The 21443-nt window shown below is 67.5% G+C and carries 23 protein-coding genes; 11 read left to right on the forward strand and 12 right to left on the reverse strand.

Annotated features, from left to right (window positions below; genetic code table 11):
- Positions 1–7: 7 nt before the first annotated feature.
- Positions 8–577, reverse strand: a complete 570-nt coding sequence (locus tag VG566_RS01030; protein ID WP_241884047.1) for a hypothetical protein — start codon at positions 575–577, stop codon at positions 8–10.
- Between the two features lie 44 nt (positions 578–621).
- Positions 622–1152, reverse strand: a complete 531-nt coding sequence (locus VG566_RS01035; RefSeq protein WP_241883910.1) for a hypothetical protein — start codon at positions 1150–1152, stop codon at positions 622–624.
- A 397-nt stretch (positions 1153–1549) separates the two neighbouring features.
- Here VG566_RS01035 and VG566_RS01040 point away from each other — a divergent pair, with 397 nt between their 5' ends.
- Positions 1550–2905 (forward strand): sigma-54 interaction domain-containing protein, encoded by a 1356-nt coding sequence (locus VG566_RS01040; RefSeq protein ID WP_032957575.1) that lies wholly within the window; start codon positions 1550–1552, stop codon positions 2903–2905.
- Here the strand turns inward: VG566_RS01040 and VG566_RS01045 are convergent, their stop codons facing one another.
- From VG566_RS01045 to VG566_RS01060, 4 genes are all read right to left on the reverse strand, one after another.
- Positions 2906–3214 carry a DUF6958 family protein gene (locus VG566_RS01045; protein WP_164109329.1) on the reverse strand — a complete coding sequence of 103 codons (309 nt, stop codon included), beginning with the start codon at positions 3212–3214 and terminating at the stop codon, positions 2906–2908. It lies immediately after the preceding gene.
- The gene (locus VG566_RS01050) at positions 3207–3749 is read right to left on the reverse strand and encodes a hypothetical protein (protein ID WP_241883909.1); all 543 of its coding nucleotides are present in this window, start codon (positions 3747–3749) and stop codon (positions 3207–3209) included. Before VG566_RS01050 ends, VG566_RS01045 begins: the two co-directional genes overlap by 8 nt.
- A 62-nt stretch (positions 3750–3811) precedes the next feature.
- Positions 3812–4693, reverse strand: a complete 882-nt coding sequence (locus tag VG566_RS01055) for a hypothetical protein (RefSeq protein WP_241883908.1) — start codon at positions 4691–4693, stop codon at positions 3812–3814.
- Positions 4690–5730 (reverse strand): hypothetical protein, encoded by a 1041-nt coding sequence (locus VG566_RS01060; protein WP_241883907.1) that lies wholly within the window; start codon positions 5728–5730, stop codon positions 4690–4692. Before VG566_RS01060 ends, VG566_RS01055 begins: the two co-directional genes overlap by 4 nt.
- A gap of 91 nt (positions 5731–5821) precedes the next feature.
- Between VG566_RS01060 and VG566_RS01065 the strand changes: the two genes are divergently transcribed.
- Genes VG566_RS01065 through VG566_RS01080 form a run of 4 tightly spaced genes read left to right on the forward strand, consistent with a single transcriptional unit; the run spans position 5822 to position 7869 of the window.
- Entirely contained in the window at positions 5822–6748 is a 927-nt protein-coding gene (locus VG566_RS01065) for a LysR substrate-binding domain-containing protein (protein WP_241883906.1), read from the forward strand.
- A complete protein-coding gene (locus VG566_RS01070; protein ID WP_014647242.1) occupies positions 6745–7206 on the forward strand; it encodes a helix-turn-helix domain-containing protein in 462 nt (153 codons plus the stop codon). Before VG566_RS01065 ends, VG566_RS01070 begins: the two co-directional genes overlap by 4 nt.
- A 10-nt stretch (positions 7207–7216) precedes the next feature.
- Positions 7217–7642, forward strand: coding sequence for a VOC family protein (locus tag VG566_RS01075; RefSeq protein ID WP_241883905.1), 426 nt, complete (start codon positions 7217–7219; stop codon positions 7640–7642).
- Positions 7639–7869 carry a hypothetical protein gene (locus VG566_RS01080; RefSeq protein WP_032957563.1) on the forward strand — a complete coding sequence of 77 codons (231 nt, stop codon included), beginning with the start codon at positions 7639–7641 and terminating at the stop codon, positions 7867–7869. The genes VG566_RS01075 and VG566_RS01080 overlap by 4 nt, the downstream gene beginning before the upstream one ends.
- Positions 7870–7876: 7 nt before the next feature.
- On the opposite strand, the gene VG566_RS01085 is transcribed toward VG566_RS01080, so the two are convergent.
- Positions 7877–8572 (reverse strand): HAD family hydrolase, encoded by a 696-nt coding sequence (locus VG566_RS01085; RefSeq protein WP_241883904.1) that lies wholly within the window; start codon positions 8570–8572, stop codon positions 7877–7879.
- Between the two features lie 179 nt (positions 8573–8751).
- Between VG566_RS01085 and VG566_RS01090 the strand changes: the two genes are divergently transcribed.
- Positions 8752–9609, forward strand: a complete 858-nt coding sequence (locus VG566_RS01090) for a hypothetical protein (RefSeq protein WP_241883903.1) — start codon at positions 8752–8754, stop codon at positions 9607–9609.
- Between the two features lie 18 nt (positions 9610–9627).
- Here the strand turns inward: VG566_RS01090 and VG566_RS01095 are convergent, their stop codons facing one another.
- Both VG566_RS01095 and VG566_RS01100 read right to left on the reverse strand, forming a co-directional pair.
- Complete coding sequence (locus tag VG566_RS01095) at positions 9628–10368, reverse strand: DNA/RNA non-specific endonuclease (RefSeq protein WP_032957559.1); 741 nt, start codon at positions 10366–10368, stop codon at positions 9628–9630.
- A 334-nt stretch (positions 10369–10702) separates the two neighbouring features.
- Positions 10703–11716 (reverse strand): DUF4034 domain-containing protein, encoded by a 1014-nt coding sequence (locus VG566_RS01100; RefSeq protein WP_164109320.1) that lies wholly within the window; start codon positions 11714–11716, stop codon positions 10703–10705.
- A gap of 159 nt (positions 11717–11875) precedes the next feature.
- On the opposite strand from VG566_RS01100, the gene VG566_RS01105 reads away from it, so the two are divergent.
- Both VG566_RS01105 and VG566_RS01110 read left to right on the forward strand, forming a co-directional pair.
- Positions 11876–13450 (forward strand): alpha/beta fold hydrolase, encoded by a 1575-nt coding sequence (locus tag VG566_RS01105; protein ID WP_241883902.1) that lies wholly within the window; start codon positions 11876–11878, stop codon positions 13448–13450.
- Between the two features lie 87 nt (positions 13451–13537).
- Positions 13538–14992 carry a S41 family peptidase gene (locus VG566_RS01110; protein WP_241883901.1) on the forward strand — a complete coding sequence of 485 codons (1455 nt, stop codon included), beginning with the start codon at positions 13538–13540 and terminating at the stop codon, positions 14990–14992.
- A gap of 45 nt (positions 14993–15037) precedes the next feature.
- Here VG566_RS01110 and VG566_RS01115 read toward each other — a convergent pair whose 3' ends face one another.
- Positions 15038–16885 (reverse strand): hypothetical protein, encoded by a 1848-nt coding sequence (locus VG566_RS01115; protein ID WP_241883900.1) that lies wholly within the window; start codon positions 16883–16885, stop codon positions 15038–15040.
- 51 nt (positions 16886–16936) lie between these two features.
- Complete coding sequence (locus VG566_RS01120; RefSeq protein ID WP_241883899.1) at positions 16937–17938, reverse strand: NUDIX hydrolase; 1002 nt, start codon at positions 17936–17938, stop codon at positions 16937–16939.
- A 482-nt stretch (positions 17939–18420) separates the two neighbouring features.
- Between VG566_RS01120 and VG566_RS01125 the strand changes: the two genes are divergently transcribed.
- The 3 genes from VG566_RS01125 to VG566_RS01135 all read left to right on the forward strand — a co-directional run bounded on the left by VG566_RS01125 (position 18421) and on the right by VG566_RS01135 (position 20429).
- Positions 18421–18777: an excalibur calcium-binding domain-containing protein gene (locus tag VG566_RS01125; RefSeq protein ID WP_088123868.1), complete on the forward strand. Its 357-nt coding sequence runs from the start codon at positions 18421–18423 to the stop codon at positions 18775–18777.
- Between the two features lie 135 nt (positions 18778–18912).
- Complete coding sequence (locus VG566_RS01130) at positions 18913–19728, forward strand: S1 family peptidase (RefSeq protein ID WP_423172610.1); 816 nt, start codon at positions 18913–18915, stop codon at positions 19726–19728.
- Positions 19729–19793: 65 nt separating this feature from the next.
- On the forward strand, positions 19794–20429 hold the full coding sequence (locus tag VG566_RS01135) for a hypothetical protein (protein ID WP_241883897.1): 636 nt from the start codon (positions 19794–19796) through the stop codon (positions 20427–20429).
- Here the strand turns inward: VG566_RS01135 and VG566_RS01140 are convergent.
- Complete coding sequence (locus tag VG566_RS01140; RefSeq protein ID WP_014647229.1) at positions 20386–21420, reverse strand: methionine synthase; 1035 nt, start codon at positions 21418–21420, stop codon at positions 20386–20388. The two genes, VG566_RS01135 and VG566_RS01140, sit on opposite strands and share 44 nt — an antisense overlap.
- Positions 21421–21443: the final 23 nt, after the last annotated feature.

Consider the following 21443-nt stretch of genomic DNA (forward strand, 5'->3'; position numbering starts at 1 on the left):
GTGGTTGTCACGGGCGGTCCTGCACGACCAGGCCCAGCACATTGGCCGTGTCGTTGCCGCTGCCCGCGATCTGATTGAGTTGCAGGACCCCGTCGAATCCCCGCAGCGCGGTGCCGGTGACACCGGCGCTGCGGGTGCCGGTCGCGACGCCGCGACCGGCGTCGTCCCGCCCCCCTGCCAACGCGGAACCTTCGGCGGCCAAGGCCGTATCGTCGGATTCGCGTATGCCCTGTCGGGCCAGCGTCGCGCTGACGACGTTGAGCGTCGTGTTGGCGATGCCGCTGGCCTGGTTGATGGATGCGATGCCGCTGGCACCGGCCAGCGCGTTGCCGTCGATGACGGCGGTGGCGTGCGCCGGTGCGCTCAGCACGCGGTTGCCGGCCCGCAGTTGCCGGTTGCCGATCAACACGTCGGCGCGTTCGCCGGTGGCGATGCCATGCAGGTTGGCCTGCAGGTTGAGGTCACCGGCCGCCTGGTTCAACGCGATGGCGCCGTTTGCACCCGCCAGGGCGTGACCGTCGATGCGGGCCACGTCGAGGTAGGCGAGCATGCCGCTGTAGTCGTCGGCCTGCGCCATCAACGGCGTGGCAAACAGGACCAGCAGCAGCCAACGTGCCAGCTTCACTTGCCACCTGCCGGGGCCGGGCCCTGCAACGGGAACTGGGCGAGCGCGCCGCGCACGGTATCGCCGATGCCGCGGGTGCTGTTCCCGACCGCGCCCAGTGGGCCACCCAGTGCGCCACCGAGGCTGCTGCCGAGCATGCCGTCACTGCTGCGTCCCAGCGTGCCGCCCAGGGCCTGCTGGGCGACCCGTTCGACGGTGGTGCCCGTGGGGGTCGCGGTCGCAGCCGTGTGCCCCGCCCCCATGCCGGCATAGTCCTCATCGCTCAGCTCGTCCATCGCGTTTGCCGGGGTACCCGCACCGAGCGCCGTCGCAATCTCGCGCTGCGGTTTCGGGTCGGCGATCAGCGCCATGCCCGGGGGCGCCATGCGATAGGCCGGTCGCGCGGCCACATCCCGCAACAGGACGATTTCGCCCGGTTGTGCCTTCACGCCCTGGCGGGCACCGGAGGCAGAGGCGCTCGCGCCAATCGACAGCAAGGTCAGGGCCAGCATTGCCAGCAGGCCGCGAATGGGGGTGATGCCGTCCATGCCGATCTCCCGTGATGGGTGCGGCGGAACCACGCATCATCCGTGCCAACCCTGAAAGGCTTGGCAGCCAGGGGGGCGGGCACTGGCAGGCGTGGGGCGTTGCTGCCATGTCGTTACAGCAGCGTGGGAAAAATGTTGGGATTGCGCAGCGCCAAGCGCCGCAGGGCAAGGCGGGCGCCCGACTGTCGCACGGGTGTTACAGGTGCCGCCGCGGACTGTAACGATGCCGCTTCAGCCAGTGCTTTCTTGACGCGCCGCTCATTGCGCCGCCATTTGGCGCAGCGCTAGGATCCGCGCAACAAAGGCCGCCGCGGTGGCCGTAGAGGTCCCGGCGGAGGGGCGGCACGCCGGTGATTGCCTGACAGTCCGCCAACGGTGTCCGGATGCTGGGGGAAGCATGGCAGCGGTCCCGGAGGCTTCTGCGTCACGATGCGTGCTCTGGTTCGGCGAGCCGCTGGCGAACGAGCGCAGCGCGCTGGCGGCCGCAGGCTGGTACGTGCGTCGCATCCATCCCGACCCGGCGATGGCCATCGGCCTGCGCGGGCGCGACCGGCTGCTCGCCGTGCTGGATCTTCGCCATCTGGATGCGCCGGCCCTGCAATTGCTGGCGCCGTGGATCGAACAGCACGCGCATCTGACGTGGCTGGCGGTGCTGCCGCCTGGCGCAGGGCCCACGCCTGCAGCGTGGCTGCCCTTGTTGCAGCGTTGCATCTCGCGGTTCACGCTTCCTTTCGGCCTGCAGGACCTGGTGGCGGCGATGCGCCAGCAGTTCGACGCGGAGGATACGTCTGCCGACGAAGTGTGCGGCGGGCAGGGGCCGCGCGCATTGATCGGCGAGAGTCCTGCGCTGCATGCGGTGCGCACCGTACTGCACAAGTTCGCGCCGGTCGATCTGCCGGTGCTGGTCACCGGCGAGACCGGCACCGGCAAGGAGTTGGCGGCACATGCACTGCACGCGTTGTCCGGCCGTGCAGGCAAGCCGTTCATCGCGGTCAACTGCGGTGCCATCCCTGCGAACCTGGTGCAGTCGGAGCTGTTCGGCCACGAGCGTGGCTCGTTCACCGGTGCTGACAAGCGCCAGATCGGCGTATTCGAGGCCGCATCCGGCGGAACCGTGTTCCTTGACGAGGTGGGCGACCTGCCGGCCGAAGCGCAGACCAGCCTGTTGCGCGTGCTGCAGGAAGGTACGTTCGAGCGGGTCGGCAGCAGCCAGCCGCTGCGGGCGGACGTGCGTGTACTGGCTGCCACCCATGTGGAACTGGAGCACGCGGTGGCGCAGGTGCGGTTCCGCAGCGATCTCTACTATCGCCTCAACGTGCTGCGCCTGCTGATGCCACCGCTGCGCGAGCGCGGCGCTGATGTGCAGCTGCTGGCGGAGCATTTCCTGCGCTGCTTCCGCCTGCGCCACAGCGTGCGGGCACGTGGCTTTGCACCCGCTGCGCTGCAGGCGATGCGGCGTTTCGAATGGCCCGGCAACGTGCGCGAACTGCTGAACCGGGTGCAGCGGGCGGCGATCATGGCCGAAGGCGAGCTGATCAGCGAGCGTGACCTCGAACTGGGAGGGCCCGTGCATGCGCCGCCGGGGGCGATGCTGCACGATGCCCGCGGCCAGGCCGAACGTGATGTGCTGCTGCAGACGCTGCGGCAGACCGGCTACAACGTCTCCGAGTGCGCGCGGCAGATGCAGATCTCGCGGGTGACCGTGTATCGGCTGTGCCGCAAGCATCGGCTGGAGCTGCCGGCGCAGCGCTGATCAGCCGGCCGGCACGTGCTTGAACAGGCGCAGTGGCGTGCCTGGAAGACGCTCGATCACGCCCTTGGCCTCCAGGTCCAGCTGCACGGCTTTCAGCCACCAACCGGCCGTGGCGCCTTGCGGAAACAGCGATGCGGGCAGGTGCGGCAACAGCGCCTGCTTCGCCTGCGCCACCGTCATCCCGGGAGGTTGCCTGGGCAAGGCACGCAGCAGGGCCGCGCGCATGGCCATGTACTTGGCGCGATCCACGCGCTGGATGTGCCCGGGCGTGTGGATGCTCTCGATCTCGATCCGCTCGGGCTCAGGCATGGCTGTCTCCCGTGATCTCGATGCGTGGGCTGCGGAAGCCCATGGAGATCCACGCCTTCAACAGCCGGGCATGGAACCGCAGCGAGTGGGTCTTCAGGTTGGGCACATCGCCGGGAAGGACAGACGCGTCGGGAAGATCGTTGACCATCGTCCGCATCTCCACGGCGGGGCGTATCGCGTCCGGCCACAACAGCCCATACAGGCTCAGCCAATGGCCACCGCTGAACTCCAGGAAGAGCGGCGTATTGCAGCAGCCCGCCACGACGCGGCGGCTGCCGGCCGTGCTGGACAACCGCCACGCGTGCAGCCGGGAATGCCCGGCATCGATGCGGACGCGATCCTTGCGCTGCATTACGAAATGCGTCTGGCCCTGAGGCCCCAGCACCTGCGGTGCGCCGGGCATCGCCTGCATCCGGGCGCCGGCCCTGCGGCAGCTGTCGCAGCAGCATTCGACGCTGGCGATGGGGCTGCCGGTGGTGGTCAGGCAGACCTGGCCGCAGGCGCAGGCAAGGGACTGTTGGGAAGGCATCTGCATTTTCTCCTGGGGTACTCAACCTCTCGACGAACGGGCGCGTGGGAAATCGACACCCACTGCCTTCAGCGCGGCATCATCCGGTAGCGGACGCGGTACAGGTCCAGTCCCTCACCACCGGCGCGTCGCGCCGAGTAGGTCAGCGTGTCACGGCGCGAGCCATCCAGCATCGCGCCGTAGCTGTCGCCGCTGGGCGCGTTCAAGGGCGATGGCAAGGCATGGCCTGCGTCATAGCGGCCTCCACGTTCGTAGGCAATGAACTGGCGCACCGGTGCGCTGCCGAAGTCCTGGGCGCGGGCAAATACCACCGTTCGGCCGTCGCCCAGGAAGGTGGCATCGAACTCCTGCGCTGCGGTATTGAGGTCTCCCGCCAGCGGCCGTGCCGGCTGCGCGACGGCGCCGATCATCGCCGCGCTGTAGAGGTCATGGCCGCCAGCACCGCCCGCACGATCGCTGGAGAACAACAGCGTACGACCGTCTGGCGAGAGCATCGGCGCGAACTCATCGGCCGCGCTGTTCACTGCGGGGCCAAGATTGACTGGCTCCCCGAATCGACCGTCGCTCCCCATGCTGACCCGATACAGATCGTCACCGCCCTGGCCGCCTGCGCGGTCCGAGCAGAAATACACGACGCGCCCATCTGCGGAAAATGCGGGATCGAAGTCGCGCCCCGGCGTGTTGAACGGCACTGGCGTGGCCGGCCGCCAGCGGTCACCTTCGCGGTGCGAGATCCAGATGTCGTAGCCCCCAGACCCCCCCGGCCGGTTGCGGCTGAACCACAGGGCGGTATTGCCGTCCGGACTCAGGGTCAGCCGGATCTCGTCATGCTGTGTGGAGGCAATGCCGGGGGCGAAGCGCTCGGCGGGGCCGATGATCCGCAGCACCACGGGCGGGGAGGGCAGGGGCAATGCCGATGCCAGCAGCATCACGGCCAGCAGCGCCTTCATGCCTGTCGCTCGAAGTCGCTGACCCAGTTGGTTTCCCAACTGCGTCCACCATCGGCGGAGGCCGCCTGTTCCCAGCGCGCCGAACGCGGGGTGATGCGTGACCAGATCACCCGCGTCTGGATCGCCCGTCCCTCGTGCTGGTCCTCGCCGAAGAAGCGGCCGACACCGGCCTCGAATCCCCCACGCAGTGGCGCGCCGATCCGGGTCGGCGCGCGGCCATCCAGCCACCAGCTCAGCCAGTGCCGCTCGGCCGCATTCCAGGCGCGGATGCCCATGCCGCGTAGCGGTGCTCCAGGCACGTCCATCAGGTTGTCGCCCACGTTGCCGAATCCGCCCAGTACCGGCCAGTTGTGCAGGGTGCCGTTGAACGCGTCCCACGCATCGCTGCCTGCCAGCCGAGCGCGCAGGCGGCGATGGCGCACGTTCCAATGGCCCACCAGGAAATCAAAATCGCCCGGTGCATCCGGCAGCTTCGGAAGCGGAGTGGGGATCGCATCAGTGCGGCGGAACCAGTTGCGCCAGTTCACTTCCCAATGGGCACCGGCATCGTCGGAGAACGCCTGCTCCCACCACGGCTCATCGCCGTGGATGTCATGCCAGCGGAACCAGACCTCGATGGGGCTTCCCTTGAAATCATCGCGACCACGGAAGCTGCCGCCATCGCCTGCGAAGGCGCCGCGCACGGGCGCTTCGATATGGGCAGGGGTGCGCCCATCGATCCACCAGATCGACCAGGTGGAAGACACCGGATCGAAGGCACGCACGCCTAGGCCCCTGTAGGGGCCCGAAGGCAGTGCCATGACGTTGTCATCGATGGTGCCGAGCCCGCCCAGGGTGAGCCAGACCGCGCTGGCGCCGGTGAAGGCGTCCCAGCGGGTATCGCCCACCAGGCGCTCCTTCAGGCGTTGGTGCCGGACCTGCCAGTTGCCCTGCAACCATTTCCAGTCTGCGCTGGGGCTGGCCAGGGCCCACCCGGAGGGCAGGGCGGTGGACGCTGCCGTGGCGGCCAGGGTGGCCAGGAACTGCCGTCGATCCATGTGCGTGATCCCGTGCCGGAGGTGCCTCCATCGTTGGGCGTGCGAGGGGGATTGACCACGCGGAAATCGGGGCTCAGGCTAAGCCACACTTATGGTGACCCAACGCCAGCTGCCATCGCTTGTCGCCATCCGCGCCTTCGAGGCGGCGGCACGGCTGGGCAGCTTCGCCCGCGCCGCCGAGGAGCTCGACACCAGTGCGGCATCGGTGAGTTACCACGTGCGCCGGCTGGAGGCCCAGACCGGGACCTGCCTGTTCCTGCGCCACGCCCAGCATGTGGAATTGACCGCCGCCGGTGCGAGCGTCGCAGTGGAGGCCACCCGGGCCTTCGACGCGCTGCGCGCCAGTTTCATGCGCGCCGCTGACATGGATGCAGCACGACTGCGCCTGTCCGTTCTGCCGACGCTGGGCACCAGCTGGTTGACGCCGCGCCTGGGCAGTTTCCGCGCGCGCCATCGAAGCATCGTGCTGGAACTGGACCTGTCGGCAGAGCCGCAGGACCTGGCCGCCGGGCGTTTCGATGCCGCCATCCGCAACGGGCATGGTGCGTGGCCCGGGCTGCAGGCCACGCCCCTGTTCCCCAGCATTTTCACTCCGCTGTGCGCGCCAGCGCTGCTGCCGGCGGCAGACGGGCTCGGTCGGCGGGCGTTGGAGGTTCCACTGCTCGGCAGGCCTGACTGGTGGGCGCTGTGGTTTTCCGCACATGGTGCTGTTCCGCCACCGGACCCGGAGAGCTTCGTCACCCCCTTTGCGATGGAGCATCTGGATGTCGGTGCTGCCATTGCCGGGCAGGGCATCGCCATCGGCTCGCCGATCCTGTTCCAGGCCGAACTGGACAGCGGGCGGCTGGTGCAGGCACATCCCGGTGTGGCCAGCGACGGGCGTGGTTTCTGGTTCGTGGCACCGACGGCGCGCAGCCGCAGCGCCAAGGTCATCGCATTCGGTGACTGGCTGGGCGAGCAGGCCGCGCAGGCCAGGCGTGCGTCGCGACATCATCTGGCACACGCGGTGACGCCATGAACCAGAGCCCGGAACTGTTGCGGCGCCTGCTGCGTGCCAAGGACCGGATGGACCACGCCAGTCACGAGGACTGGCCGGTGGCCCGCCTGGCCGAGGTCAGTGCGGTATCGCCTGCGCATTTCGCGCGTTCGTTCAAGCAGGCATTCGGCCTGCCGCCGCACCGCTACCTGCTCAGCCGCCGCATCGAACGGGCCGTGGCGATGCTGCGTGACACCGAGCTGCCGGTCACCGAGATCGCCGCGCAGACCGGCTGGAGCAGCCTGGGTACCTTCGGGCGCATCTTTCGTGACATCACCGGCGACAGCCCGGGCAATGTGCGCCAGCGCGAGCGCGCCGGCGAGGCGACGCCAGCCAGCGTGCCGGAATGCCACGCACGTGCCGCGCAGCGACCGGACCTGAACATCGCAGTTTTGGAGAAGCGCCGCCGCGAGGCGGTTGCTAACGTGGATCCCACCTGAGGGAGGTCCCATGACAAACACTGTTAACACGGTCGGCCTGTATGTGCGCAACCAGGATGAGGCGCTCGCGTTCTACGTCGGCACGCTCGGCTTCGAAGTGCATACCGACGTGCGCAATGGCAGCTACCGCTGGCTGACGGTGCGCAGCCCCGGCCAGGACGGATTCCAGCTGGGCCTGTTCGTGCCCGGTCCGCCCACCCACGATGCGGCCACCGCGCAGGCGCTGCAGCAGCTGGTGGCCAAGGGCGCAATGCCGCCGCTGGTGCTGGCCGTGGATGACTGCCAGGCGCGCTACACGCAATGGCTGGCGCAGGGCGTGGAGTTCACCCAGGCGCCGGTCGAACGCTACGGCGCCATCGATGCGGGGTTCCGCGACCCGTCCGGCAATGGCTGGAAGATGATCGAAGCGCGCTCCGAAGCGAGGCGCCGTCAATGAGCCGCGGTGGCTGGGCGCGGCCCGTACATCGCTGGACCTCGATCGTCTTCACCCTGGCGGTGATCGCCAACTTCGTCGTCCGCGGGCTGGGGCAGGGCGAGCCTGCAGCGTGGATCACCTATTCGCCGTTGCCGCCACTGTTCCTGCAGCTGTTCACCGGCCTGTACCTGTTCGTGCTGCATTACGCCGGGAAACGCCGCGGCGCCGCACTGGGCGCTGCGGGCTGAGGCCGCCTCAGGCGGCTGCGTCGGCGGCGTAGGCCGCCAGCACTGCCGGCAGCTGCTCCATGCGCTGGAAGATCACCTTCGCGCCCGCAGCGCGCAGGGCCTCCGGCGTGCTGTGGTGCGGGCCGCCCTCGCTGAAACCAAACACGGTCGCACCTGCCGCGACGCCGGCGGTGGCGCCGGTCACGGTGTCTTCGATCACCGCGCAGCGCGTCGGATCCACGCCCAGCGCTGCGGCGGCGGCCAGATAGACATCCGGGTGAGGCTTGGTGTTCGGCATGTCCTGGCCACTGAACACATGGGCACCGAAGGCATCAAGGATGCCGACCTTGCCCAGCTGCAGCTTCACCTTGAACAGGTCGGCACCGGAGGCGCAGGCAATCCGCCCGCCGGTGGCCGCGGCAATCGCACGCACGGCCTCGGGCGCCCCCTGGATCGCCTCTAGGTCCTGCTCCAGCGCACGGTTGCGCTGCTGGCGGAATTCCTCCAGCCATTGCTCGGTGAACGGCTTGCCGGTGCGCTCTGCGATCAGCCCGGCCAGATGAGCCACGGATTGGCCGAGGAAGACCTCGCCCGCCTGCGCCGGGGTCAGCGGCCAGCCGCGTGCGGTCAGCATTTCCGAGAGCACACGGGCCACCAGCGGCTCGGAATCGACCAGTACGCCGTCGCAGTCGAACAGCACGGCATCGAAGGGGAAACGGGACATCTACTACTCCGGGAACAGCCAAAGGGGCGACGTGCCCGCCATTTTCCCATAGCGGGTCGAGCGGGGCACGCGGGCCACAGGAACGCTAGACTGCCAGGTCAGCCCGCCCAGCGCCTGCACGGGAATACGCCTTGAACCGATTGCGATCATTCTTCAGTGCGTACCCCATCAAGTTCGCGATGGCCGCCAAGCTTTACGTGCTCTGCCTGTATCTGCCCGTAGCCCTCCGCCTGGTCGAATTCGGGCGCCGTCTGGGCCCGCCCGAGGCCTCACGTGAAATCGGCTACGCGCTGGCTGAGCTCGGTTTCAGGCTGAGTCTCTTCGCCGGAGCGGCGGTACTGGTGTCGATGCTGCTGTTCGGGCGTCGCGGCGCGCTGCGGATCCGGCATCCGGTGATCGCTTCGGTCGCCTTTTTCGGGTTGCTGATCGTGCTTGATCGCGCCATGCGCATTCCGATGGCGCAGTTGCCGTTTCCAGTCTACAGCGTCGCAGCCATCGGTCTGATGCCGCTTGCGCATGCACTGGTCCTCACGCTGCTGGCCTTGGTGCCGGCGCTGCTGATGCAGCGGCGCATCCCTGCCGAGGGCGGGCACCATCACCTCATCAGTGCCAGCATCGCCGGCGCGGTGACGCTGGTGGCCGGCAGCTGCCTGCTTCCCATCCTGGTGGCGCAGCTGCCGGTGGGATTCTCGCCCGGCGAGTTCATCATGCCCGTTGCCGACGGCGCCGCGCAGCTGCAGATTGCGAGCCTGATCCTGCTGGTGGCCTACGCGCTGGCCACGTTTGCCGGCCTATGGGCCGGCGCGCCGTCGCCGGAACCCGCATCGACGGCGCGCACGATGGTGGTGTCGCTGATCCTGCTTGCCACGGCGCTGCTGATCATCCCGGCCAGCATGGCTTATCTTCTGCGAGCGCTGTCCGCTGGGGCGCCGACGACAGGTCGCGGGCTTGTCGTTGCCACCGTCGTCGGCGCCGCAGTGCAGTTCCTGCTGGCCAGAGTGCTGGCGTCACGATGGCTGCGCGCACAGGCATCGTGACGTTCCTCTGCCCCCCGATCAGCCCAGGTCACACCCGGCCGGCTGCGGCCAGGTGGTGGCCGGCAGCATGTTCTTCAGCGAGGCCGGCGCGTTGATCGCCACGTAGCTGGCGCCCAGCAGTTCCTCCAGATCCGCAATCGTCACCAGGTAGTTGTCCAGGCTGCCCAGGTTGGCCTCGTTGGGGATGATCCAGCTGATCGCCTTGGCGGTTCCGGTGTTCGGGTCGCGGGTGATGATCGTCTTCCAGAAGAACTCCGGCGTCGGAATGCCATGGCTGGCCAGGAAATAATCGTTGGCGGCATCGCCGTAGACCACGCCACCGTAGACGTCCACCGGCGCGATGTCGCGGTAGCACTCGGCCACGTTCTCGGCCTTCACCCAGATGCCCTGGTTGAAGCTGGACACCTGCGGCACGATGTTGGTCATGTAGTTGGCGCGACGGATGTAGGTCGCGTCGTAATCCATGTGGTTGGACGTCACCAGATGGCCACGGTCATAGCCGGATTTGATGCTGGCGTAGGACGCGGTGCTGGTCTGGCCCAGGCAACCGGCCGGCAGGTCCGGGTCCTTGTAGAAGCTGGACGGCCGTGCGGCCGAACCGGTATCGGCGGTGAGCGTGTACTCGTAACGGGTGGCGCTGTGGATGCCGCAGTCGTAGGTGAGCACGAAGCCGCCCTTGTTGAGGGTGACTACCTGGGCCTGGGCTGCGCCGGCAAAGGCGCTGAGGACGAAGGCAAAGACGAAGCTTGCAAGGCGCATTGCGATTCTCCAGCAAAGAGTTCAGGACGCAGCTGCCCGCCACGACCAGGCCGGGCCTGTGTCATGTGAAGGCGTTGCGGATACGGGTGATGCGGAGTGCAGTAGAGCGAGGCCGCGATGAGGAGGCCCGGAGGGCCGCGCGGTGTCGCAAGCGTCACAAGCTGTCGTCTTTTGGTCAACGACGAGAACGCGAAGCTGTGACCGGGTGCAAGCACTGGTGATGTGTCAGATCACGCGGTCCGTGGCTGACATACGTACGTGCTAAGCACCCTGCAGGTGTGAAGTGCATGCTGGACCGCGCATCCTCCGCGGCCCGGTTCCGCACCGATTGGCTCTACAAGGAAGCCTCTTGCCCAGCATCCGGCGCCAGGCAGGCGGCCCTGCTTTGCTCGCTCGAGTCCGCAATGACCGCCTCGCTGAAACCACTTCGGCTCAAGTACAGGCGATTCCACCGATCCAGGGCATCGCCGTCACGCGCCCAACAGGCGTAGCGCGTAATGGTCTCCAGATTGTCGATGGTCGGGTAGCGCTGTGCGATTTCGTCCAGCCCCTGGCGCATCAGCGGCCAATCGGGTGTCGCCGCGCGGAAGTGATCGGCCGAATACGCGGTGGCTGACCAGTACAGCCGTGCGTAGCGCATGGCCCGCTTTTTCTTCGGGATACTGGCCATCGAGCGCCGTGCGAAGGCTTCCATCTTCTGTGCGCTGCCGCCCCAGGCCGGCGTGAAGTGCTGCAGGGCAATGAAGTGCAGCGGCTCGTAGTCGGGGAAGGCCTTCGCTGCACGGTCGACGAGCGTCAGTAGTTCTTCGTCATCCGCGCCCTCGCGCAGCGCGATCAGCACGCTCATCTCGTGCCAGAACGGGTCGCCGCCGGCAACGCCCTCATGCGATTGCAGGTAGGCCTGCGAAGCCGCGTTGTACTCATGGAACTGAGCCCAGTCTTCGGCATTGACGGTGTTGGCGTAACCATTTCCGCGGTAGCTCCAGGCCAGGTTGAGCGGAATCCGTGCAGTCATCAGGTGGGCTGCCGGCGACTTTGGCGCATGCTGAACCCAGCGCGCCGCCCAGGCCGACCAGCGGTTCCAGGCCTCCACCTCCTGCCGCGCCGTGCCGATTGCACGCGACATGCAGAGGTAGAAACGGCCCAGCCGGGATTCGCCGGCGGCGTTGAGCTCGCCCGTGCGGAGGCGCGCGGCCATCGCGTCCAGTGCCGGAAAGTCGTCGTTGGACATCAACTGCGCGATTTCGCTGCAGTCATCCGTGACGTCAGGGTCCCGGGCCGCCACGACTGAAGGGGCGAACAGACTGGCCACGCTCAAGAGCGTGCCGACGAAGAGCGTCCTGCGCATCGGGGGGCATCCTTGCATTGATGGGAGCCTGCGGAGGACCGCAGTGCCGCGAAGCATACCAAGGTGCGCTTTGCGCCATGCTGCGTCGCAAGGTGCCAGCCACCATTCGCACTGGTACGGTCCGACCCGTTGCACCACCACCGACGGGGAGAGACGACGATGCGCAAGCTTTTGCTGCTGTTGATCCTGCTGACCGGCCTGGCGCCCACCGCCTGGGCCGCCACGGTCAAGACCACCCATCGCACCATTCCCAGCTGGGATGGCACGCCTCTCGGGGCCTTCGTCATCGAGCCGCAGGATGCCGGCAGCGGGCGCTATCCGTTGCTGGTCATGCCCAGCAGCTGGGCGGTGCCCAGCGTGGAGTACGTGGGCGTGGCACAGTCGCTGGCGCAGCGCGGCTATGTGGTCATCAGCTACAGCTCGCGCGGCTTCTGGGAGTCGGGTGGCAGCATCGACATCGCCGGGCCCGCCACGGTCGAGGATGTCAGCGCGCTGATCGACTGGGCGCTGGACAACACCCGCGCCGATCCGGCCAGGATCGGGGTCTCGGGCATCTCCCATGGCGCCGGCACCAGCCTGTTGGCGGCGGCGCGCGACCCCCGCATCAAGGCCGTTGCCGCACTCAGTGGCTGGGCCGACCTGCAGGCGTCGCTGTACAGCCATGACACACCCAGCGCCCAGGGCATCGCCCTACTGGTGGCGGCGGGCCTGGCCACCGGCCGCCCCGGCGCGGAGCTGGCCACCATCAACCGCAATGTGCTGGTCGGCAATTACCAGGGGGCGGTGGACTCGCTGCTGCCGGTGGCCGCACAGCGCAGCCCGGCCAGCAGCCTTGAAGAGATCAACGCCAACCAGCCGGCGGTATTCCTCGCCAATGCCTTCAATGACAGCCTGTTCCCGCCGGGCCAGCTGGTCGATTTCTTCAACCGCCTGAAGGGGCCCAAGCAGCTGCAGTTGCGCCACGGCGACCATGCCCTCAACGAGGCCTTCGGTGCGTTCGGCATTCCCAATGAGGTCTATGCCGCCGTGGGCGACTGGTTCGACCACTACCTGAAGGGCGTGGCCAATGGCATCGATCGCCAGGCAGCGGTGCAGCTGAAGTCGCAGAAGGGCAGCTGGAGCCGCTATCCGGACTGGCAGGCCACCAATGCGGGCGCAGTCAGCTACGGCCTGACCGCACCCTCCGGTTTGCTGCTGCCCACCGGCGGCCTGGCAGAGAACGGTGGCGCTACCGGCTGGAGCTACCGCATCGGCAGCGGGCTGCTGACGGCTGCCAATTCCGGCGTGGTGATGGCCTCCGGTGCACTGCAGATGATCAACCTGCCGCCCGGCGCCTATGTACCGTTCGTCGGCCGCAACGCCGCCGGCGTCTGGCAGGGCCCGATCTACTGGAGCGCACGTCGCCTGGATGGCGCACCGGAAGTGCGGGTGACGGTGACGCCCAGCCGCGCCAATACCACGCTGTATGCCTACCTGTATGCCGAAGACGTGCTGGGCAACGGCCAGCTGGTCAGCCACAAGCCCTACACCCTGCGCGGGGCCACGCCCGGCCAGCCGAAGACAATCGATCTCCGCCTGGAAGCCAGCAGCTGGAACCTCCCGGCCGGCAGCCGCCTGACCCTGGTGGTCGATACCGTGGACCTGCGCTATGCGGGCATCAGCCAGCTGGGCGGTGCGGTGACCTTCAGCTCACCGGCCAACGCGCCTTCGGTGCTGAAGGTGCCCCTGCATTGACGTGGCGCCGCGCCCGTTGCGGCGGGCGCGGCACGACAGACCTGAAAGTTGCCAGACTGGAGCGCAATCCAGTCGAGAGGTGAATCGATGGCGCTCGCATCGTTGCTGGTCGGTGCGGTACTGGCAGCAGGCACCCAAGGCTCTGCCACAGATTGGCCGAGCACGCTGTTGATGGATCTGGAGGCTGCTGACGCGGCCCTGCGCGACGGCCATCCCGGGGTGGTTGACCCGCACAATCCCGGCTTCGTCGCCCAGATGGACGGCGCCCTGTCACTTGCACGGTCGCGCGCGCGCCAGGTCGACAGTTTCGCCGGCTACTGGTGGGCGATGAAGGGCTATGCGGCCACGTTCAACGATGGCCACGTGAGTCTCAATCCATTGGCGGGCGCCCCCATGCTGCCGGCCCGATGGTCCGGGTTCCTGACGGGCTTCGAAGGTGACGCGCAGGTGGTGATGGTCGTGGATGGACGCCCCGGTCGGCCGCCCATGGGCGCGCGATTGCTGTCCTGTGATGGCGTCGATGCACAGGCACTGGCTGAGTGGCGCGTGGGCGACTTCAACGGGCGCTGGAACCTGCAGGCGAGCCGTATCCACGCTGGCGGCGAGGTGCTGCTTGAACAGGGCAACCCGTTCGTGCCGACGTTGCACAGCTGCGTCTTCTGGGTGGATGGGCGCCAGAGCGCCTACACGCTGCAATGGCTTCCGATTGATACGGCAACACGCGAAGCGCGACTGGCCGATACCCGTCGCAGCTTCCGCCCAGCCAATGGCTGGCACACATTGGCCGGTGGCGGCTACTGGATCACCACCAGCAGCTTCAATGCCGATCCAGCCACGCGCAATGCCCAGCAGCTGACCGAGCTTTTGCAGCAACTCACCCCGGTGGCCGACGCACTGCAGCAGGCACCGCGGGTGGTGCTGGACGTGCGCGGCAATACCGGAGGTGCGTCGCACTGGAGCATCGCGCTGGCCCGTTTGATCTGGGGGCCTGCAGCGGTGGATGCATTGCGTGACGAGAGTTGGGCGGAATGGCGGACGTCGGAGGCCAACATCGCGCAGCTGCGCGGCTTCCTGCAGAAGCTGAAGGCAGCACACGACGCGTCGCCCGAACTGCTGCACATGCTGGAAACGGTCACCGCAGGGATGGCCCGTGCCGGTGCGAACGGTGAGGCGCTGTGGCGCGAACCGGCGGACGCGCCGGTTGGGCCGATGCGTCCGCCCGCTGCAGCCGTTCCGGATCGCAGCGGCAGGGTGGTGATCGTGGCGGACGCCTCCTGCGGCTCAGCCTGCCTGGATGCACTGGATCTATGGAAGCGGCTGGGCGCTCTGCAGGTGGGGGTCGAGACGTCCGCCGACAGTGTCTACATGGATATAAGGCCTCAGCCATTGCCCAGTGGGCTGAGCCGGATTTCGGTGCCCATGAAGGTCTACCGCGGTCGCGGGCGCGGTTCGAACGAGCCCTACGTGCCGGATCGCCGCTACGCGGGGGACATGCGGGACACGCAGGCGCTGGAGGCATGGATCCTGGAGGGCAGGGACTGATCGGACCTGATCGGAACCCGCCGCCCGCGCTGCGCTGATGGAGGATCATTCCCCTTGCGGCAACAGCACCCGGATCATCTCGTGCTGCCTGGACAGATTCGCCCGTTGCACGAAACCCTGGACGATCGAGGCTGCTACCTTGCGCTGGTTGTCCATGTCCAGCAACGGTGCGATGGCCTGCCCGGAACCGTCGGGGCTGTCCCGGAACGGGCAACCGACCGGGCCAGCCGTGGTGAATGTCAGGATCGCCTTGGCTAGGCGCGCCGACGGCGAACGCGGCGCATCGAAGATCACCAGCGTTCGCTCGTAACTGATACCCGTCGCACGTACGGTCGAGTGCAGGGAATCCTCGATGGTCATGTGCGCGCCGAGATCCTGGGCAAGCGCATTCAAGCAGTTGGCCGCCGTCGCCCTGCGCAGCGTTGCAGGGTCGGTGCGGATGATCATCGCGCAGTCGACGTCGGAGATCGGCACCTGGGTGACATCCAGGTAGGGGTTCTGCGCCAGCGTCCCGATCAACGCCAGATCGTCGCTGTAGCCACAGGATGCGGCAGATGTCTGCAGGCGTTGCAGCAGCGTTGCGACCCGCTGCGCGACCCACTGCCGCCCCTGCCGCAGGCGATGCGTGTGGGTGGCCGACAGGGCGCCGTGATCGAATCCCGAAGATGACGCCTGCATGCGCATTTTGACCTCACGCATGCAGGCATCGACCTGCTGCATGCAGTCCCTGTCATCGGCGAACACCGGCGCCGCCGAGATGCCATCGATCACCCTGCCGAACGTCGCCAGGTCGCCCTGCTGGTCGCGGTACCAGTCGTGGATGCGCTGCACATTGCGGCGACGCTTCTCCAGCTTGTCCGCACCCGGCCAGCCGGGATAGGCGGCGATCTCGCACAGCATGGTCAGGCCTTCCCACAGGTGGTACTCCATGCTGGGCAGGGGCAGCCGCCAGCGCTCTTCCGCGCCGGCATCCTCGGCAATCACCAGATGGTTGCGGATGATGTCCGACCACACTGTCACGGCCTCCACGGTATCGCGGCGCGGCGTGGTCACATCGATCAGTTCCATCAGGATCGGCCGCGGCGTCACCGGGTCGTCGCCGACAGGCGCCTTCGGATCCTTCACCCATCGCGCGTGCCAGGTGTAGCCCATGCGGTACAGCACGAACGGCTTGATGCCGTCGTTGAGGATGATGCCGGGTGGCGGCGGAGGGGTAGGTGGCGGCTGCACGGGCAGTGGCGGCGGCGGCGGTGGCAGCACGGACGGGCTGGCCAAGGCCGTGGAGGTGCCGATGCCCTTCAGCGGTTCGCTGGTGAACAGATGCAGGCCCGCGCGGTCACGCTGGTAGACCTTCCGGAACGCCTGCGGAGTGTCACAGGTCACCAGACACTGCTGGCCGGGCGGCACATGGATGTCCACCGGTGCAAGATCCACCACTTGGCCGGCCAGCGGATTCTGGTTGGGTGGGAAGACACTGATCTCCAATGCGATGTTGAGGCCGGCGCCGAGCATCACCTCGATCACGATGTCCTCCACGCCGCCGTGCAGGGCGTCCTGGGCCGGGATCGGAATCCAGGGATTGATCACCACCTGCGTATCCCAGTCGGACCGGCCGAAATCGAACAGCGTCGGTGGCGGCTGGGCCGGGCGTTCAAGCAGTGCGTCCAGTGCGTTGCCGCCCTTGACGTAGAAGAACATCAGCGGCTCGTCGGGCTTCAGGCTGTAGTCGCGCCGTACCTTGCTGGACAGGCTGCGCAGCTGGTCCTTGATGTCCGACAGGGCCTTCACCACGACCGAGCGGACGTCGGGATACGCCTGCGCGTTGTTGATCTGCGCGGTGAGCTGCTTGCTGATGTGGCGCCGGGCCTCGCGCTCGGGCGTGCTCTCTTTCATGGAGGGGCCTCGCTGGGGTTGCAGGGGATCACATGGGTTCGCGCTGGAGGCTCAGGCGGGTGACAGCAGAGCGGCGATCTCCCGGTACCAGTCGATCTCCTGGCTACCGGGCCTGGCGCCGGCCAGGGCCTCGTCAACCTCCGGTGTTCCTGCGCCCGGAACCTCCACCCTTGCTCCCAGGATGTTGCGCAGTTCGGTCACCGGCACCCGTCCGATGCTCGCCACCTCCCAGTCGGTCACCAGGCAGGACTGGGGGCGCGCAGGGCTGCTGGCACTGGCCTGGACGTTGTTCTCGGCCTCCTGCGCCATCCGCAGAAGCTCCTCGGCCGTGGTGCGGAAGCGAACCAGGGAGAAGCTGCCTCCCCCATCCGGAAACAGCCGGGCACGCAGATCGCATGCGGCGCGTCCCTGCCCAAGCCAGATGCCGAGCTCCTCCTCGAACTCGCGGCGCGCGGCGCGCTCCTTGCGTTCGTTGTTCAGGCGGCCGCCGCCGGGCAGGGCCCATTGCCCCGCCTGGTTCACCAGCGCCGGGGGCAGGGCATCCGACCACGCTCCGACTTCCGCCACCAGGCGTTGTGCCAGTATCAACGCAGCGGCCCAGTTCGGCGCACCCCGGGTGGGCGGCGGCAACGCGATGGAGAGCTCCCGCAAGGTTGCACGCGCAGCGCTGAACGTGGGAGGGGTTCTTGCGTCCTCGCGGAACAGGCTCTGCAGAGCGGCCAGCGTCTCCATGGCGATGTCATCGGTTTGCGGATGCGTGCGTTCGGCGCTTTCAAGCGCCCGGTCCAGTGCGTCCATGGTGCGGGGCAGCGTGCGTTCGCCGCGGTAGGCGACTGACCCTGCGGCGCGCCAGGCGCCGGAAAGCAGCTTCTTCACCAGATCCCAGTCCTGCTCTGTGCCACCGCCGGACGCGTTGCGGATGGCCAGCACAGCGGCCATCGCCTCGGCAGAAAGCACGACAACGGAATTGCTGCCCCACCAGCTATTGAGCACCCGTTTGCGGACGACCAGATAGTGGGATCCATCCCAGACTGCGACGTAGACCTGGTTCATGGTGCACCCCTCCGTTCAACCTGCGTGGAGGGGGCTGGGCGCATTGCCGCTGTGCCAGCGGTAGTCCGGGAAAGGCATGCCATGTCTCGCTCCTGTGGGCTCGAAAAGTGGGGGCGGCGGCGTTGCCATCGGGGGTGCAGGCCGTGCGTCGCCGCGAATCCACTGTAGGAGCGAGGGGCGAGGGAGGATCGGCGCCAGCCACGATGTATGCGGCGGAACCGACGGAACAGGAGCGCGGGTGCATTGATTTCCCCGCATTGGCGCAGAGCCCGTGGCCGCGCAGGGATCAGCGACTGCCGGCGCCTGCCTCCGGGGCGTGCAGCACGCGCAGCTTCTTCTTGTTGATCTTGCCGACGCTGATCACCTGGCTGTTCCTGAAGCACTACCTGCGTTGAGTGGCAGCCGCTGCAGCGTCAAGCCTGGCGGTCGAGACACCATGCTAGCCTTGCCCTTGGCAGAGGAGTGCCTGACAGGGGGAAGGCATGGACACACGACGCCGCGTTTCCAGCGTATTGACTGCATCCGGCATGCTCGCACTGGCACTGTCCGCCAATGCGCTCGCGCATCCGGGCGGGCTCGACAAGCAGGGGTGCCACACCAACCGGAAAACGGGTGAGTATCACTGCCATCGAGGCGCTCCAACCGCCCCTCGATACGTCGACACTCCGCGCAGCAGTTTCGCCCCCGCGCCCGCGCGCAGTTCCCGGGTGTTTGCCAACTGCGCGGAGGCCCGCGCCGCCGGGGCTGCGCCGGTACGGCGTGGTGATCCGGGCTATGGCCCGCACCTCGATCGCGACAATGATGGCGTGGGCTGCGAACCCTATCGCGGCCGCAGGTAGGGCATGGCCCGCCTGGCTTCAACTCCCGTTTCCCCGCATTCGTCGGCCATCGCCGGGGATCGGTCGCACGATCTCCCCGTATGGCAGGGCCATGCCCTAGGCTGTTGGGATTGAACTGCTGGGATGCAAGCAACCATGAACCGCTGGATTTTCCTGGCATTGGCCACGCTCCCGTTCACTGCCGGTGCCGTGGTCATCCGTGATGATGTGGACGACGCCCGGTATCAGATCGATGCATCGGCCTTCCCCGCGCTGGCCGACATGCCGGGCGAGGGGCACGGCGTCCTGATCGCGCCGCGCTGGGTGCTGACCGCCGCGCATGCCGTGCCGATGGAAGGGAGGGGCGCCACCATCACCATCAATGGGAACGGCTACGGCGTCGAGCGCGTCTTCCTGCACCCCGGCTACCGGAAGATGCCCGAGGCGCTGGGCAAGGAAGCGATGGCAACCGGGAGCGCGTCGAAAATCCACGCGTTCCTGGCAGCATCGGATGACATTGCATTGATCAGACTTGCCGCACCGGTGGGCGATGTGCCGCCGGTCGCACTCTACCGGGGCGCCGACGAGGTCACGCAGGTCGCCGCCCTGATAGGGAGAGGCGCCACCGGCAATGGTGCGACTGGCCTGGTGCCCGGCGGGCCGCATCGTACAACGCTGCGGCGGGCCTGCAACGCGATCACCGGCGGCAACACGCGCTATCTCTGGTACCGGTTTGATCCGCCTCCGCAGGGCCTTCCCCTTGAAGGCGTGCTCGGCAACGGCGACAGCGGCGGCCCGCTGGTGATCGAGAAAGATGGGGCCTGGCAGCTGGTGGGCCTCGGTTCCTGGATCACCGCCGTACCCGAGCATGCGCTGGAAGCGGGTTTCTATGGGCAGGTGGTCTACAACGTGCGCGTGTCCCGCTACATCGAGTGGATCGAAAGCATCATCGAGCGTGACGCGTCACTTTAGTTCTTGTTCCCGTAGCCCGACGGTGCGGAGCAGGCGTAGCGGAAGCAAGCGCGCCTTAACGATTCATGGTCTCGAACAAGCGCACGGTTCGGATCTCAGCCGGTGCGACGGGCGCTCGTATCCTTCCCGGCATGAGTCCTCCCTTCGATCTTCCAGAGTTCATGACGGTCACCCGGCCCTCCGGCTGGGTACAGAGCGGCGAGCGCTGGGACCTGTGGTGGAACGGGCGCTCGGTGGCCAACATCGTGCCGCATGCCGAACTTGGCTTCCGGGTCTACCTGGATGCACGCAGGATGTCCCAGACCAAGGTGGTGGCCGCCACGAATGTGCGGCAGGCCAGGCGCTACGCCGAGCGCTGGTGTGCTGCGCGGCTCTGCCCACAGCTGCGGCTGCGCGAGGCAGTGGCACGCCTGGTGGACGTAGCGCCGGAAACAGGCGCTGCGCCGTTGCCCGCGCTTTCGCGGGAACAACGGCAGCAGGCCCGCCGCCTGGCCGAGGCCGGGGCGGGGGAGGTGGTACGGATCAAGCAGGCACTGGCGCCGCGACAGCCCGCGATGAAGACCCGACCGGAAGTGCAGGGGCGGGGTGGAGCCTGGTCGATACCCGGCCAGGCTCCGTCAAACCGACATTCGAACGGCAATTCCTCCCCAGCCAGGGTTATGCCGAGAGTTCTTCGCGCACGATCCTCGCCCCCGCGCTGAGTGCGCGCAGCTTGCCCCTGGCCACGTCGCGCGCCAGTGGCGCCATGCCACAGTTGGTGCTCGGGTAGAGCTTGTCGGCGTCCACGAACTGCAGCGCCCTGCGCAGGGTGTTGGCCACGTCCTCCGGGGTTTCCACCGTGGTGGAGGCCACGTCGATGGCACCGACCATCACCTTCTTGCCGCGCACCAGCTCGATCAGGTCGATCGGCACATGGGAGTTGTGGCATTCCAGCGAGATGATGTCGAGGCTGGAGGTCTGCAGCTTCGGGAACGACTCCTCGTACTGGCGCCATTCCGAACCCAGCGTCTGCTTCCAGTCGGTGTTGGCCTTGATGCCGTAGCCGTAGCAGATGTGCACCGCCGTCTCGCACTTCAGCCCTTCGATCGCACGCTCCAGGGCGGCCACGCCCCAGTCGTTCACCTCGTCGAAGAACACATTGAAGGCCGGCTCATCGAACTGGATGATGTCAACGCCGGCGGCCTCCAGTTCCTTCGCTTCCTCATTGAGGATCTTCGCGAACTCCCAGGCCAGCTTTTCGCGGCTCCTGTAGTGCGCGTCGTACAGCGTGTCGATCATCGTCATCGGGCCCGGCAGCGCCCACTTGATCGGCTGCGTGGTCTGGCGGCGCAGGAACTTCGCATCCTCCACGAACACCGGCTTCGGGCGGCTCACCGCGCCAACCACGGTCGGCACGCTGGCGTCGTAGCGGTTGCGGATGCGCACGGTTTCGCGCTTCTCGAAGTCGACGCCGCTGAGATGCTCGATGAAGGTGGTGACGAAATGCTGCCGGGTCTGCTCGCCGTCGCTGACGATATCAATGCCGGCGTGCTGCTGTTCCTGCAGGGACAGGCGAAGGGCGTCCTGCTTGCCTTCAAGCAGGGCTTCGTCCTGCAGCTTCCAGGGTGACCAGAGTGTTTCGGGCTCTGCCAGCCAGGAGGGTTTGGGCAGGCTGCCTGCGGTGGAGGTGGGGAGCAGCGTCTTCGTCGGCATTGTGTCGTGTGTCCTGGGGCGGT

Source organism: Stenotrophomonas sp. CASM114 (assembly GCF_049384325.1).
In the GTDB taxonomy this organism is placed as follows: Bacteria; Pseudomonadota; Gammaproteobacteria; order Xanthomonadales; family Xanthomonadaceae; genus Stenotrophomonas; species Stenotrophomonas muris.

Coding starts and splice junctions, on each gene's coding strand:
- VG566_RS01105 (WP_241883902.1), top strand. CDS start 11,876: ATGCGCAAGCTTTTGCTGCTGTTGATCCTGCTGACCGGCCTGGCGCCC.
- VG566_RS01090 (WP_241883903.1), top strand. CDS start 8,752: ATGGCCGCCAAGCTTTACGTGCTCTGCCTGTATCTGCCCGTAGCCCTC.
- VG566_RS01055 (WP_241883908.1), bottom strand. CDS start 4,693: ATGAAGGCGCTGCTGGCCGTGATGCTGCTGGCATCGGCATTGCCCCTG.
- VG566_RS01085 (WP_241883904.1), bottom strand. CDS start 8,572: ATGTCCCGTTTCCCCTTCGATGCCGTGCTGTTCGACTGCGACGGCGTA.
- VG566_RS01045 (WP_164109329.1), bottom strand. CDS start 3,214: ATGCCTGAGCCCGAGCGGATCGAGATCGAGAGCATCCACACGCCCGGG.
- VG566_RS01130 (WP_423172610.1), top strand. CDS start 18,913: ATGAACCGCTGGATTTTCCTGGCATTGGCCACGCTCCCGTTCACTGCC.
- VG566_RS01035 (WP_241883910.1), bottom strand. CDS start 1,152: ATGGACGGCATCACCCCCATTCGCGGCCTGCTGGCAATGCTGGCCCTG.
- VG566_RS01065 (WP_241883906.1), top strand. CDS start 5,822: ATGGTGACCCAACGCCAGCTGCCATCGCTTGTCGCCATCCGCGCCTTC.
- VG566_RS01070 (WP_014647242.1), top strand. CDS start 6,745: ATGAACCAGAGCCCGGAACTGTTGCGGCGCCTGCTGCGTGCCAAGGAC.
- VG566_RS01075 (WP_241883905.1), top strand. CDS start 7,217: ATGACAAACACTGTTAACACGGTCGGCCTGTATGTGCGCAACCAGGAT.
- VG566_RS01100 (WP_164109320.1), bottom strand. CDS start 11,716: ATGCGCAGGACGCTCTTCGTCGGCACGCTCTTGAGCGTGGCCAGTCTG.
- VG566_RS01120 (WP_241883899.1), bottom strand. CDS start 17,938: ATGAACCAGGTCTACGTCGCAGTCTGGGATGGATCCCACTATCTGGTC.
- VG566_RS01110 (WP_241883901.1), top strand. CDS start 13,538: ATGGCGCTCGCATCGTTGCTGGTCGGTGCGGTACTGGCAGCAGGCACC.
- VG566_RS01060 (WP_241883907.1), bottom strand. CDS start 5,730: ATGGATCGACGGCAGTTCCTGGCCACCCTGGCCGCCACGGCAGCGTCC.
- VG566_RS01030 (WP_241884047.1), bottom strand. CDS start 577: ATGGCGCAGGCCGACGACTACAGCGGCATGCTCGCCTACCTCGACGTG.
- VG566_RS01040 (WP_032957575.1), top strand. CDS start 1,550: ATGGCAGCGGTCCCGGAGGCTTCTGCGTCACGATGCGTGCTCTGGTTC.
- VG566_RS01125 (WP_088123868.1), top strand. CDS start 18,421: ATGGACACACGACGCCGCGTTTCCAGCGTATTGACTGCATCCGGCATG.
- VG566_RS01050 (WP_241883909.1), bottom strand. CDS start 3,749: ATGCAGATGCCTTCCCAACAGTCCCTTGCCTGCGCCTGCGGCCAGGTC.
- VG566_RS01115 (WP_241883900.1), bottom strand. CDS start 16,885: ATGAAAGAGAGCACGCCCGAGCGCGAGGCCCGGCGCCACATCAGCAAG.
- VG566_RS01095 (WP_032957559.1), bottom strand. CDS start 10,368: ATGCGCCTTGCAAGCTTCGTCTTTGCCTTCGTCCTCAGCGCCTTTGCC.
- VG566_RS01135 (WP_241883897.1), top strand. CDS start 19,794: ATGGTCTCGAACAAGCGCACGGTTCGGATCTCAGCCGGTGCGACGGGC.
- VG566_RS01080 (WP_032957563.1), top strand. CDS start 7,639: ATGAGCCGCGGTGGCTGGGCGCGGCCCGTACATCGCTGGACCTCGATC.
- VG566_RS01140 (WP_014647229.1), bottom strand. CDS start 21,420: ATGCCGACGAAGACGCTGCTCCCCACCTCCACCGCAGGCAGCCTGCCC.